This is a genomic window from Aquipuribacter hungaricus, assembly GCF_037860755.1.
Lineage (GTDB): Bacteria > Actinomycetota > Actinomycetes > Actinomycetales > JBBAYJ01 > Aquipuribacter > Aquipuribacter hungaricus.
The window spans coordinates 1-12,907 of sequence record NZ_JBBEOI010000098.1 but is presented as its reverse complement, the minus strand read 5'-3'; the positions used below and the strand labels follow the sequence as shown (position 1 = coordinate 12,907).

At 76.2% G+C, this 12,907-nt stretch carries 12 protein-coding genes; 5 read left to right on the top strand and 7 right to left on the bottom strand.

Features of this window, described 5'->3' with window-relative positions; all coding sequences use genetic code 11:
• The 3 genes from WCS02_RS11455 to WCS02_RS11445 form a co-directional block, all read right to left on the bottom strand.
• Nucleotides 1-1,258, bottom strand: a 1,258-nt coding sequence (locus WCS02_RS11455; protein ID WP_340293182.1) for a biotin/lipoyl-containing protein, incomplete at its 3' end; no start/stop codon positions are given.
• A 115-nt stretch (nucleotides 1,259-1,373) separates the two neighbouring features.
• Entirely contained in the window at nucleotides 1,374-2,750 is a 1,377-nt protein-coding gene (gene lpdA / locus WCS02_RS11450) for a dihydrolipoyl dehydrogenase (RefSeq protein WP_340293180.1), read from the bottom strand.
• 78 nt (nucleotides 2,751-2,828) lie between these two features.
• Nucleotides 2,829-4,352: a leucyl aminopeptidase gene (locus WCS02_RS11445; RefSeq protein ID WP_340293178.1), complete on the bottom strand. Its 1,524-nt coding sequence runs from the start codon at nucleotides 4,350-4,352 to the stop codon at nucleotides 2,829-2,831.
• Nucleotides 4,353-4,434: 82 nt separating this feature from the next.
• Here WCS02_RS11445 and gcvT point away from each other — a divergent pair, with 82 nt between their 5' ends.
• Nucleotides 4,435-5,652 (top strand): glycine cleavage system aminomethyltransferase GcvT, encoded by a 1,218-nt coding sequence (gene gcvT, locus WCS02_RS11440; protein ID WP_340293176.1) that lies wholly within the window; start codon nucleotides 4,435-4,437, stop codon nucleotides 5,650-5,652.
• Here the strand turns inward: gcvT and WCS02_RS11435 are convergent.
• Complete coding sequence (locus WCS02_RS11435) at nucleotides 5,642-6,820, bottom strand: nicotinate-nucleotide--dimethylbenzimidazole phosphoribosyltransferase (RefSeq protein WP_340293174.1); 1,179 nt, start codon at nucleotides 6,818-6,820, stop codon at nucleotides 5,642-5,644. The genes gcvT and WCS02_RS11435 overlap by 11 nt on opposite strands.
• A 165-nt stretch (nucleotides 6,821-6,985) precedes the next feature.
• Here WCS02_RS11435 and WCS02_RS11430 point away from each other — a divergent pair, with 165 nt between their 5' ends.
• Complete coding sequence (locus WCS02_RS11430) at nucleotides 6,986-7,204, top strand: hypothetical protein (RefSeq protein ID WP_340293172.1); 219 nt, start codon at nucleotides 6,986-6,988, stop codon at nucleotides 7,202-7,204.
• Between the two features lie 108 nt (nucleotides 7,205-7,312).
• Nucleotides 7,313-7,543 carry a hypothetical protein gene (locus WCS02_RS11425; protein ID WP_340293170.1) on the top strand — a complete coding sequence of 77 codons (231 nt, stop codon included), beginning with the start codon at nucleotides 7,313-7,315 and terminating at the stop codon, nucleotides 7,541-7,543.
• Between the two features lie 101 nt (nucleotides 7,544-7,644).
• On the opposite strand, the gene WCS02_RS11420 is transcribed toward WCS02_RS11425, so the two are convergent.
• Nucleotides 7,645-8,661 carry an aldo/keto reductase family protein gene (locus WCS02_RS11420; protein WP_340293168.1) on the bottom strand — a complete coding sequence of 339 codons (1,017 nt, stop codon included), beginning with the start codon at nucleotides 8,659-8,661 and terminating at the stop codon, nucleotides 7,645-7,647.
• Between the two features lie 89 nt (nucleotides 8,662-8,750).
• Nucleotides 8,751-9,335 carry a DUF3043 domain-containing protein gene (locus tag WCS02_RS11415; RefSeq protein ID WP_340293166.1) on the bottom strand — a complete coding sequence of 195 codons (585 nt, stop codon included), beginning with the start codon at nucleotides 9,333-9,335 and terminating at the stop codon, nucleotides 8,751-8,753.
• 35 nt (nucleotides 9,336-9,370) lie between these two features.
• On the opposite strand from WCS02_RS11415, the gene WCS02_RS11410 reads away from it, so the two are divergent.
• Nucleotides 9,371-10,801, top strand: a complete 1,431-nt coding sequence (locus tag WCS02_RS11410; protein WP_340293164.1) for a M20/M25/M40 family metallo-hydrolase — start codon at nucleotides 9,371-9,373, stop codon at nucleotides 10,799-10,801.
• Nucleotides 10,802-10,807: 6 nt separating this feature from the next.
• On the opposite strand, the gene nadA is transcribed toward WCS02_RS11410, so the two are convergent.
• On the bottom strand, nucleotides 10,808-12,043 hold the full coding sequence (gene nadA, locus WCS02_RS11405; protein ID WP_340293162.1) for a quinolinate synthase NadA: 1,236 nt from the start codon (nucleotides 12,041-12,043) through the stop codon (nucleotides 10,808-10,810).
• 90 nt (nucleotides 12,044-12,133) lie between these two features.
• On the opposite strand from nadA, the gene WCS02_RS11400 reads away from it, so the two are divergent.
• On the top strand, nucleotides 12,134-12,907 hold a 774-nt coding region (locus tag WCS02_RS11400; RefSeq protein ID WP_340293160.1), incomplete at its 3' end, for a glycerate kinase.

Sequence of the window (12,907 nt, the reverse complement as noted above, 5' to 3'; positions counted from 1 at the left end):
CGGCTGCGGCCGGCGCGGGGGCCTCGACCGGGGCGGGCGTCTCGGCAGCGGCCCGCGACGCCTTCTCGGCGGCCTCGGCCGCGGCGAGGACGTCCTGGCGGCGGATGCGCCCGCCGACGCCGGTGCCGGTGACGGTCGACAGGTCGACGCCCTTCTCGCCGGCGAGCTTGCGGACGATCGGCGTGATGTACCCGCTGGCGTCGCCGCCGGTGGAGACGGCCGACATGCCGGAGCCCTGCCCGGACGGCTGCGCGCCGGAGCCCTGCTCGGAGTCCTGCGTGGTCGGCGTGGTGTCCAGCGCGGTCGGCTGGGGCACCTGGGCCTCGGGAGAGTTGTACTGCCCGGCCGAGCTGTCCTCGGCGGTGTCGCCGGCGTGCTCGCCGGAGGCCTCGGGGGGCTGCTGCCCGGAGCGGGCGTCCTGCAGCGGCTCGGGGGAGCCCTGGGGGGTGCCGGTCGTCGGGGGCTGCTCCGCGGCGGCGTCCTCGACGTCGGCGGCGGGGGCCTGTGTCGGCTCCTCCGCGGGGGCGGGGTCCTGGGCGGGAGTGTCCTGGCTGCCGCCGGAGGCAGAGGGGTCGCCGACGACCACGAGGGGCGCGCCGACCTCGGCGGTCTCGTCCTCCTGGACGAGGATGCGCAGGACGGTGCCGGCCACGGGCGACGGGATCTCGGTGTCGACCTTGTCGGTCGCCACCTCGACGATCGGCTCGTCGACCTCGACGGTGTCGCCCTCGGCCTTGAGCCACCGGGTGATGGTGCCCTCGGTGACGGACTCGCCGAGCGCGGGCATGACGATCTCGGTGCCGCCGCCGCCATGCTGGGTGTCGGCGGTCGGCTTGGCCGCGGGCGCGTCGGCGTCGGGGCTGGGCGCCTCGGCCGGGACGTCGGCCTGCTCGACGGGGACGGAGTCCTCCGACGACGGGGCCTCGGAGCCGGAGTCCTGGCGCTCCTCCTCGCGGACCTCGGGGGTCGCCGCGTCGTCGGGGGCACCGCCGGCGTCGCCGCCGCCGGAGCCGGCCTCGGACTCCTCGCCGATGACGGCGAGCTGGGCGCCGACCTCGGCGGTCTCGTCCTCGGGGACGGTGATCTCCAGCAGGGTGCCCGCGACGGGCGACGGGATCTCGGTGTCGACCTTGTCGGTCGCGATCTCGACCAGGGGCTCGTCCTGCTCGACCCGGTCCCCGACCTGCTTGAGCCATCGGGTGACCGTGCCCTCGGTGACGCTCTCACCCAGGGGCGGCATGTTGACCGGGTTCGCCATGTCGGCTCGTCCTCCGTCTGCGACTGCGTTGGTGTGCTGGCCGGGGTCGGCCGGGATGCGGGTCTGTGCGTGCCCGCCCGGGTGGACGGGCGGGCCGTGCGGTGGTCCGGGTGGGTCAGCTGTGCGCGTGCAGCGGCTTGCCCGCCAGCGCCAGGTGCGCCTCGCCCATGGCCTCGTTCTGCGTGGGGTGCGCGTGGACCAGGGCCGCCACGTCCTCCGGGTAGGCCTCCCAGCTGACGATGAGCTGCCCCTCGCCGATCTGCTCGCCCATGCGCGCGCCGATGGTGTGGACCCCGACCACGGGGCCGTCCTTCTCGCGGACGAGCTTGACGAACCCGGCGGTGCCGATGATCTGGCTGCGCCCGTTGCCCCCGAGGTTGTACTCGTACGTCTCGACCCTGTCGGCGCCGAACTTCTCCTTGGCCTGGGCCTCGGTGTAGCCGACGCTGCCGATCTCGGGGTCGGAGTACGTCACGCGCGGGATCATCACGTCGACGACCGGGGCGGGGTTCAGCCCGGCGATCTCCTCGGCGACGAAGATGCCGTGGGCGAACCCGCGGTGGGCCAGCTGGAGGCCGGGGACGATGTCCCCGACGGCGAAGACGCTGTCGACGCCGGTGCGGAGGCGCTCGTCGGTGGGGACGAAGCCACGGTCGACCGTCACACCGGCCTCCTCGTAGCCGAGGCCCTCGGTGACCGGGCCGCGCCCGACGGCCACGAGAAGGTAGTCCGCGCGCAGCTCCTCGCCGGACTCCAGCGTCACCGTGACGCCGTCGTCGTCCTGGGTGGCGCCGGTGAACCGGACACCGGTCTTGAAGGTGATGCCGCGCTTGCGGTAGGCGCGCTCGAACACCTTGGACACGGCCTCGTCCTCGGCCGCGACCAGGCGGGGGAGGGCCTCCACGATCGTCACGTCGACGCCGAAGGAGCGCCACACGCTGGCGAACTCCACGCCGATGACGCCGCCGCCGAGCACGACGACCTTGTCCGGGACGTGGTCCAGGGCCAGCGCGCCGTCGCTGGTGAGGATCCGGCCGCCGATCTCCAGGCCGGGCAGGGTGCGGGCGTAGGAGCCGGTGGCGAGCACGACGTGCTTGCCGCGCAGGCGCTGGCCGTCGACCTCGACGGTGTGGGCGTCCGCGAGGCGCCCGGTGCCCTCGACATAGGTGATCTTGCGGCTCTTCACGAGGCCCTGGAGGCCCTTGTAGAGCTTGCCGACGACGCCCTCGCGGTACTTGGTGACGGCGGGGACGTCGATGCCCTCGAGCGTGGCGCGGACACCGAAGGTCTCGCTCTCGCGGGTGGCGTCGGCGATCTCGGCGGCGTGCAGCAGCGCCTTGGTGGGGATGCAGCCGCGGTGCAGGCAGGTGCCACCGAGCTTGTCCTTCTCCACGAGCGCGACCTGCAGGCCGAGCTCGGCACCGCGGAGCGCGGCGGCGTAGCCACCGCTGCCCCCGCCGAGGATGACGACGTCGTACTCCTGCTCAGCCACGTGCTGCTCCTACCTCGCTGCGTGCGTGCTCACCGGTCACCGACGGTGCCCCGGCAGGTCCGGGATCATCCAACCACCTCAGCGGCCGCGTGCCTCGAGCAGGCGCAGCAGCGTGGTGACGGCCGCGCCGGTGCCGCCCTTGTGGACGTGGTCGAAGGCGCCGCCCTCGTTGAAGGCGGGCCCGGCGATGTCGATGTGGGCCCAGGGGAGCGGGGCGCCGCCCCTGCTGCCGACGAACTCCTGCAGGAACAGCCCGGCGGTGAGCATGCCGCCGTCCCGCGAGGAGGAGACGTTGGCGATGTCCGCCACGACCGAGTCCAGGCCCCGGCGCAGGTGCGCGGGCAGGGGCATCGGCCACATCTGCTCGCCCGCGGCGCCGGCGGCGTCGAGCACCTCGCTGCGCAGCGCGTCGTCGTTGCCCATGACCCCGCTCACGCGGCTGCCGAGCGCGACCACCTGCGCGCCGGTGAGCGTGGCGACGTCGATGACGGCGTCCGGCGACACCTCCGCGGCGGTGACCAGGCCGTCGGCGAGCACCAGCCGGCCCTCGGCGTCGGTGTTGAGCACCTCGACCGTCGTGCCGCCGTACATGGTGATGACGTCGCTGGGGCGCTGGGCCGAGCCGGACGGCATGTTCTCGGCGAGGGCCAGGTAGCCGGTGACCGCGACGGGCAGGCCGAGCCGGGCGGCGGCCACGACGGTGGCGAGCACGGCGGCGGCGCCGGACATGTCGGCCTTCATGCCGGGCATGCCTGCCGGGGGCTTGAGGGACAGCCCGCCGGAGTCGAACGTGATGCCCTTGCCGACGAGGGCGACGTGGCCCTTGGCGCGCGCGGGGGAGTAGGACAGCGTGACGAGGCGGGGCGGGCGGGTCGAGCCCTGGCCCACGGCGAGGATGCCGCCGTAGCCCTTGCGCGCGAGCTGCTTCTCGTCGAGCACGGTGACCTTGACCGGCAGGCTCCGGGCGAGCTCGAGGGCGCGCTCGGCGACGGCCTCCGGGGTGAGCTGCAGCGGCGAGGTGTTGACGAGGTCGCGGCACAGCGCGACGGCCTCGGCGGCCACCGTGCCGGTCTCGACGGCGGTCTTCGTGGCCTTGTCGCGCCGGCCGCCCGCGTGGACCAGCACCTGCTCGACGAGGGTCGGCGTCTCGCCGGTCTTGTAGGTGCGGAACCGGTAGCCGCCCAGCAGGGCGCCCTCGGTGGCCGCACGGACCTGCTCCTCGTCCCGCACCGGCAGCACCAGCAGGACGGTCGCGGCCTTGGTGACCGCGCGCAGGGCGCTGCCGGCGGCGCGGCGCAGCGTGTCGGAGTCCACGGAGCCGGCGTCGTCGCCCTCCCCGAGGCCGACGAGCACGACCTGCTCCACCTCGAGGCCCTCGACGCCGGGCAGGCGGAGGGTGGTGGAGGCCTTGCCGGTGAAGTCGAGCGCCTCGGCGGCGGCCTCGAGGGCCTGGACGCTGTCGCTGGGGAGGTCGCCGACCGCGACGGCGGCCCCGTCGGGGCCGCTCACCATCCCCACGACGGCGGCGTCGGCGCGGACGCCGGACAGCTTCGCGCTGCTCAGCGCGGCGCGGGGGACGGGGGCAGGCTGGGCAGCGGTCACGGGGCTCCTCGGTCGGGACCCGCACGGGGCGGGCGGAGGCGGTCGGCGCCAGTCGGCGCGGGGGTGACACTACGGTGCTGGCGTGGCCGACACCGCATCAGAGACCCCCGACGGAACCCCCGCCGCCGGTGCGCCGGGCACCCCCGCCGCCCCGCTGCACCGCTCGCCCCTGCACGAGGCGCACGCCGCCGCGGGCGCCCGGTTCGCCCCGTTCGGCGGGTGGACCATGCCGGTCGAGTACGCCGGCGGCGGCACCCTCGCCGAGCACGCGGCCGTGCGCGAGCGGGTCGGGCTGTTCGACGTCTCCCACCTGGGCACCGTCCTGGTCCGGGGGGCCGGCGCCGTGCCCCTTCTCGAGCGGGTGCTGAGCGGGCCCGTCGCCGACCTGGCCGACGGGCGGGCGCGCTACACGCTGTGCCTCACCGAGGACGGCGGCATCGTCGACGACCTCATCGTCTACCGGGTCGCGGCGGACGACTTGGTGCTCGTCCCCAACGCCTCCAACGCCCCGGCCGTGGTCCGCGCCCTCCAGTACGCCGCCGAGGGGCAGGCCGTGGAGGTCGTCGAGGTCGTCAATGTCCACGCCGACGTGGCCGTCCTCGCGGTGCAGGGCCCGCTCGCCGACGACGTCATGGACGCCGCCGGCCTGCCGCGCGGCCACGACTACCTGTCCTTCGTCACGGTGCCGTCGGCGCCCGGCTCCGACCCGTCCGACCCGTCGGACCGCACCGTGGTCTGCCGCACCGGCTACACCGGCGAGCGGGGCTACGAGGTCCTCGTGCCGGCGGCCCGCGCCGCCGGCGTGTTCGACGCGCTGTCCCGGGCGGTGGCCGCGCACGGCGGCCTGCTCGCCGGGCTCGGCGCGCGGGACACGCTGCGCACCGAGATGGGCTACCCGTTGCACGGCAGCGACATCGGCACCGACGTCTCGCCCGTCGAGGCGGGCCTGGGGTTCGCCGTGGGCTGGGCCAAGCCGGACTTCGTCGGTCGCGACGCGGTGGTGGCGCTCAAGGCGTCCGGCCCGGCCCGGCGGGCCACCGGCCTGCTGGCCCTGGGCCGGGGCGTGCCCCGCGCCGGGATGGCCGTGCACCGCCCCGACGGCGACGGCCTTGGCGAGCGGGTGGGCACGACGACGTCCGGCACGTTCAGCCCGACGCTGCGGACCGGGATCGCGCTGGCGCTGCTCGACACCGCCGCGGGTCTCGTCGCGGGCGACGAGGTCGTCGTGGACATCCGCGGCCGGGCGCTGCGCTGCCGGGTGGCCCGGCCTCCGTTCGTGCCACCGCACGTCAGGGACTGACGGGCTCCTCCGGGGTCCCGCTGCCGGCGCCGGGCTCCGCCGGCTGCTCGACGGTGCCGCTGGGATCCTCCGGACCGGCGCCGTCCTCGGGGCCGGTCGCGCTGCCGTGGGCGGGGTCCTCCTCGGCGGGGTCCGCGAGCGGGTCCACCGGCCAGAGGTCCGCGCGCGCGGCTCCGGACACCGCGACGGCCACGGCGGTGCGCAGCGTCCCGAGCGCCGTGAGGCCCGCCACCCCGAGGCCGGTCCGGACCCCCAGCGCGTGGACGGGGAGCATGCCGAGCGCGTCCTGCGCGCGGTGGAGGGCGGGCTCGTCGCCCCGCTCGGGGAACAGCCACCACTGCCGGGCGGTCGGGCTCACGCGGTGGGCGAGGACGGCGGCCGCCGCGCTCACCGGACCGTCGAGCACCACCGGCAGCCCGCGGGCGGCCGTGCGCAGCAGGAGCGCGGTGAGGGCGGCCACGTCGGCGGAGCCGACCGCCTCCAGCAGGGCGGGCACGTCCTTGCCGCCGGCCCGGGCGCGGCGCAGCCCCTCGCGGACCGCGGCGGCCTTGCGCATCCACGCCGCGTCGTCGACCCCGCTGCCCCTGCCGACCACCTCCAGGACCCGGCGGCGCTGCGCCGCCCCCACGACGGCCGCGGCGGTCGTCGACCCCCCGACGCCGACCTCGCCGAGCAGCAGCAGGTCCAGCCCCTCGTCGGCCAGCGAGTCGCCCAGGGCGGCGCCCTGCGCGACCGCGTCGTCGAGCAGCTGCGGGTCCATGGCCGGGCCGACGTCGAACGGCTGGGAGCGGGGCCCCTGGGGGCCGGCCACGTCCACCTCGGCGACCTGGACGTCGACGCCGTGCGCCGAGGCGGCGGCGTGCGCCGCCGAGCGGCCCTCGTGCAGGCCGCGCAGGGTGACGGCGGTGTGGCCCAGGGGCAGCGCGGACACCCCGCGGACCGCGATGCCGTGGTCCCCGACGACGACGAGCAGGCGGACGGCCCGGGGCGGCGGCGCGCCGGCGTCGCGGCGGACACCGGCCCACCACACGGCCAGGCGCTGCAGCTCGCCGAGGGAGCCGGTCGGCAGGAGGAGCTCCTCGACCCCGTGGCGGGCGTGCTGCTCGGCGGCCCGGCCGGTGGGGCGGACGTCGCTGGCCAGTGCCTGCAGGTCGGCGAGAGTGCTCACGCGCAGAGTGTGCCCGCGACGGCCCGCCGGCCCGGCCACCGACCCGGGTGCGCTCCGCACCAGGGTGCCGCGGCGCCCGGCCGTCCGTAGCGTCGTGACCGCCGCGCGAGGTGGCACCCGGGTACCGCCCGGGCCGTGCTCGACCAAGGACGACCAGGAGGACACATGCGCAGGACTCTCGCCGGCGCGGCCGTGGCCGTGCTCGCCAGCGCCACCCTGCTCGCAGGCTGCGGCGCCGAGGAGGGCGGCTCGAACGTGGAGCCCGCCGTCGACGACCCGGCCGTCACCGAGGGCGACCTCGAGGAGGCCACCGAGGAGCCCACGGGCGACGCCACCGGTGAGCCGACCGAGGAGGCCACCGGCACCGCGACCACCGACGGCTGACCGGGACCACAGGACCGCAGGACCGCACGGGCAGAGGGGTCGGCCGGGGACACCCCCGCCGGCCCCTCTCGCGTGCGGTGCCGCGGCTGCGTGGCTAGCGTGGCCGACGTGACCCAGGCCTTCGGCGAGACGTGGACGTGGCGCTACGAGGACTCCGCCGGCGGGGTCGTGGACGCGGCGGCCCTGCCGGCCGCGCGCTTCCCCTCCCAGGCCGAGGCCGAGTCGTGGGTGGGGGAGTCGTGGCGCGAGTTGCTCGACGCCGGGGTGGACGCCGTGTCCCTCCTGCGCGAGCAGGAGGTCGTCTACGGCCCGATGAGCCTGCACCCGCCCGAGGGCTGACCCCTCCCGCCCGCACGCCGAGGGCCCGCGTCCGTGGTGGACGCGGGCCCTCGTCGTGCGCAAGACCGGTGGAGCCGGTCGTGCGGGCGGTGCGGGGTGGCTCAGGAGGCGACGCTGCGCCCCTTGGGCATGCCCTCGAGGGTCTTGGCGGGGTCGCGGACGACGACGTCGCCCAGCGCCTCGTCGATCGCCGTCATGACCTCCGCGGGCAGCTCGACGCCGGCGGCGCCGACGTTCTCGGTGACCTGCTCGGGCCGCGAGGCGCCGATGATCGCGCCGGAGACGTTGGGGTTCTGCAGCACCCAGGCCACGGCCAGCTGGGCCATGGACAGCCCGACCTGCTCGGCGACGGGCTTGAGCTGCTGCACGCGGCCCAGCACGTCGTCGTTCATGAAGCGGCTGATCATGTCGGCGCCGCCCTTGGAGTCGGTCGCGCGCGAGCCCTCGGGCAGCGGCTGGCCCGGCACGTACTTGCCGGTGAGCACGCCCTGGGCGATCGGCGACCAGACGATCTGGCCGAGCCCGAGCTCGTCGGAGGCCGGGACGACCTCCTCCTCGATGACGCGCCAGAGCATCGAGTACTGGGGCTGGCTGGAGACGAAGGGGATCTTCAGCTCCTTGGCGAGCTCCGCGCCCTGGCGGATCTGGTCGGCCGTCCACTCGCTGACGCCGATGTAGTGCGCCTTGCCGCTGTGGACGATGTCCGCGAAGGCGACCATGGTCTCCTCCAGCGGCGTCGTCACGTCGAAGCGGTGCGCCTGGTAGAGGTCGACGTAGTCCGTCCTCAGCCGCTTCAGCGAGCCGTCGATCGACTCCATGACGTGCTTGCGGCCGAGGCCGGTGTCGTTGTGCCCCTTGGGGCCGGTCGGCCAGTAGACCTTGGTGAGGATCTCCAGGCTCTCGCGGCGCTGCCCCTGCAGCGCGTCGCCGAGGACGGTCTCCGCGGCGGTGTTCGCGTAGACGTCCGCGGTGTCGAAGGTGGTGATCCCGGCGTCGAGGGCGGCGTGCACGCAGGCGGTCGCCGCGTCGTTCTCGACCTGGGAGCCGTGGGTGAGCCAGTTGCCGTAGACGATCTCGCTGATGACGAGGCCGCTGCGGCCGAGGTGTCGGTAGTCCATGACCCGATCTCACACCCGGCGCGGGGGTGGGCGCGAACCGGGGCGGACCGGACGTGCCCCTGGCCCGAGGACCGGACGGGGGCGGGCGCCTACGGGCGGGGGGCCTCGCCGTGGCGCACCTTGGCGACCGGGCGGCGCATCCGGCGCATCTGGGTGGCCCGCATGACCGCGTACCAGCCGAGCCCGCGCTCCTCGGCCGCCTCGGCGCCGAACCGCTCGGCCACGGCCTTCTTCACCGTGCGCGACAGCAGCACGCAGTCCAGCACGAGCACGCCGAGCATCGTGTACATCGCCACCGCGGACACCAGGACCGCGACCTCGTTGGGCACGACGGCGAGGAACAGCACGAGGAAGGCGACGGGCAGGAAGTACTGGCCGACGTTGCGGCGGCGGTCCACCAGGTCGCGGACGTATCGCCGCACCGGTCCGCGGTCGCGCAGCGGCAGGTGCCGCTGGTCCTCGGTGCTGTAGGCCTCCATGGTCCGCGTCTGGCCGGCGCGGCGCTCCTCGCGGGCCCGCTTGGCCGCGGCCTTGCGGTCGTCGGGGACCAGCGGCTGGCGACGGGCGGCCTGCGCCTGCGAGCGCTTGGGCGTCGCGCGGCCCTTGCCGGACAGCGGCTCCGCGGGCGTCCCGACGGGCACGGACGAGACGGCGCTGGACCCACGTCGGAACATGTGCCCGAGGATAGCCGCGGCGCTACGGTGCCCCGGTGCCCGACCAGCCTGCCGCCGCCCTGCCCGCCCCGCCCGAGGACGTCGTCGCCGGCACCCGTGCGCTCGTCGAGGGCCTGGTCCCTACGGTCCTGGACGACCTGAGGGCGCTGGTCGCCGTCCCCAGCGTGAGCGCGGCGGCCTTCGACCAGTCGCACGTCGAGCGCTCGGCGCAGGAGGTGGCCCGGCTGCTGCGCGAGGCCGGCCTGCCCGAGGTCGAGCTGCTCCGCTCCGCGCGCCCCGACGGCAGCCCCGGCGCCCCCGCGGTCGTCGCCCGCCGCCCCGCGCCCGACGGTGCCCCGACGGTCCTGCTCTACGCCCACCACGACGTCCAGCCGCCCGGCGAGGCGTCCGACTGGTCGAGCGACCCCTTCGTCGCCACCGAGCGGGACGGCCGGCTCTACGGCCGCGGCGCCGCCGACGACAAGGCGGGCGTCTGCGCGCACCTCGCGGCGGTCCGCGCGCACCTGGCCGCCCACCCCGACGGGTCCGGCGTCGGTCTCACGGTGTTCGTCGAGGGGGAGGAGGAGATCGGCTCGCCGTCCTTCCAGGCGTTCCTCGCCGAGCACGGCGAGCGGCTGCGCGCCGACGTCCTCGTCGTCGCCGACTCCACGAACGCCGCCGTGGGCACGCCCGCCCTGACGACCACCCTGCGCGGCCTCGTGCAGGCCGTCGTCGAGGTGCGCACCCTCGACCACACCCTGCACTCGGGGATGTACGGCGGCGCCGCCCCGGACCCGCTCGCCCTGCTCGTCCGCCTGCTCGCGTCGCTGCACGCCGACGACGGCTCGGTGGCCGTCCCGGGCCTGGGCGAGATGCCCGAGCACGCCCGCCGGGCCGCCGCCGCGCAGGACGGCTGGGACGAGGCCGTCTACCGCGAGGAGGCCGGCGTCCTCGACGGCGTCGAGCTGGCCGGCACCGGGTCCGTCGCCGACCGGGTGTGGACCGGGCCCGCCCTCACGGTCATCGGCATCGACGGCCCGGACGTCGCGCACGCCTCGAACACGCTGCGTCCCTCCGCACGGGCACGCGTCTCGGTCCGGATCCCGCCGGGCGCCGACCCGGAGGCCGCCTTCGCCGCGCTGCGGGCCCACGTGCTGGCCCAGCCGCTGCGCGGGGCGCAGGTCGACGTCGTCGCCGAGGAGCACGGCCACGGCTTCGCCGCCGACACCACCTCGACCGGCTACGCGGCGGCGCGCTGGGCGCTGGCCACGGCGTGGGGGAGCGAGCCGGCGGACATCGGCGTGGGCGGGTCCATCCCGTTCATCGCCGACCTGGACCGGGTGTTCCCGGGCGCCTCGGTGCTCGTCACCGGCGTCGAGGACCCCGACTCCCGCGCCCACGGCACCGACGAGTCGCTGCACGTCGGCGAGTTCGCCAGGGTCTGCCTCGCCGAGGCGCTCCTGCTGGAGGCCCTCAGCCCACGCTGAGCGGGCTCAGTCCTTGCTGGTGGGACCCGGCAGGGCGAGCATCCGGTCCAGGGCGACCCGGGCGAAGTGGGCGGTCTCGTCGTCGACCTGCACCCGGTTGACCAGGCGGCCGTCGGCGAGGGACTCCAGCGCCCACACCAGGTGCGGCAGGTCGATCCGGTTCATCGTCGAGCAGTAGCAGACGTCCCGGTCGAGGAAGTGGACCTTCTTGTCCGGGTGCATCCCCGCCAGGCGCTTGACGAGGTTGAGCTCGGTCCCGATGACCCACTCCGAGCCCGGCTCGGCCCGCTCCAGCGCCTGCACGATGAACTCCGTCGAGCCGACCAGGTCGGCGGCGGTGACCACGTCGTGGCGGCACTCCGGGTGGACGACGACAGTGACGCCGGGGATCTTGCGCCGGTAGCCCTCGACGGCGTCCGCGGTGAACCGGCCGTGCACCGAGCAGTGCCCGCGCCACAGGACCATTCGGGCACCGGCCAGGCGCTGCGGGTCGACGCCGCCGCCCGGCTTCCACGGGTCGTAGACCACGCAGTCGTCCAGCGACAGGCCGAGGGCGAGCACGGCGGTGTTGCGGCCCAGGTGCTGGTCGGGCAGGAACAGCACGCGGCCCCCGCCGTCGAGGCCGCCGCTCTGCTCGAACGCCCAGCGCAGCGCCGTCTCCGCGTTGCTCGACGTGCAGACGGTCCCGCCGTGCCGGCCGGTGAACGCCTTGATCGCCGCGGAGGAGTTCATGTACGTCACCGGCACGGTCGTCTCCGCCAGCCCGGCGCCCTCGAGCACCTGCCAGGCGTCCTCCACCTGCCCGATGGCGGCCATGTCGGCCATGGAGCAGCCGGCCGACAGGTCCGGCAGGACGACCGCCTGGTCGGGGGAGGTGAGGATGTCGGCGCTCTCGGCCATGAAGTGCACGCCGCAGAAGACGATGAACTCCGCCTCGGGCCGTGCAGCGGCGTCCTTGGCCAGCTTGAAGCTGTCGCCGGTGACGTCCGCGTGCTCGATGACCTCGTCGCGCTGGTAGTGGTGGCCCAGCACGAACGCCCGGTCGCCGAGCCGGGCGCGCGCCCGACGCGCCCGGGCGACCAGGTCGGGGTCGGACAGCCGGGGGAGGTCGCCGGGGCACTCGACGCCGCGCTCGCTCGCCAGGTCGCCGGAGCGGCCGAGCAGCAGGAGCGAGTCGGGGACGACGGAGGAGCGGGCCGCGACGGGGACGACGGGGGCCGGCAGGCCGACCGGAGCTGTCATGGCAGAAGTGCAGCACACCGGCGCCCGCCGCCGGCCCTGGCCCCGACGGGCGCCGCGCAGCCCGGTCCGCCGCCGGGCACACTGCCCCCCGTGCGTGTCGTCGTGGCCCCGGACTGCTTCACCGGCACCCTGACCGCGCGCCAGGCGGCGGCCGCGATGGCCGAGGGCTGGGCGGCCCACGCCCCGGGCGACGACCTGGACCTGGTGCCCATGTCCGACGGCGGGCCGGGCTTCGTGGACTCGCTGTCGGGGTCGCTGCCGGGCCGCGCGCTGGCGACGACCGTCGCCGGCCCGCACGGCGACCCGGTCCCGGCGACCGTCCTGCTCGTCGAGGCCGAGGACGACCCGTCGGGCCTGACCAGCGCCTACCTGGAGAGCGCGCAGGCGTGCGGGGCGCACCTCGTGCCGCCCGGCCGGCGGGACCCGGCCACCGCGACCTCCGTCGGGGTCGGCGAGCTGCTGCAGGTCGCCGTCGAGGAGGGGGCGCAGCGGGTGGTCGTCGGCCTCGGGGGCTCGGTCACCGTCGACGGCGGCGCCGGGCTGCTCGGGGCGCTCGGGGTGCACGCCGACGGCGTACGGACCGACCAGGGCCCGCGCGGCCTGGCGGGCCTGGCCGTCGACGGGCTCCGCGGCCTGCGCGCCGCGCGCGAGGTGCTGGCCGGCGTCGACCTGGTGGTGGCCAGCGACGTCGACGTCCCGCTGCTCGGCCGCCACGGGGCGGTCCACGGCTTCGCGCGGCAGAAGGGCGCGACGCCGGAGCAGCTGCCCGGCCTGGAGGCCGCGATGACGGCGTGGGCGTCGGCCCTGGGCCGCGCCGCGGGCGACGCCGGGGCCCCCGACCCGGGCAGGCTCGTCGCCCTGCCC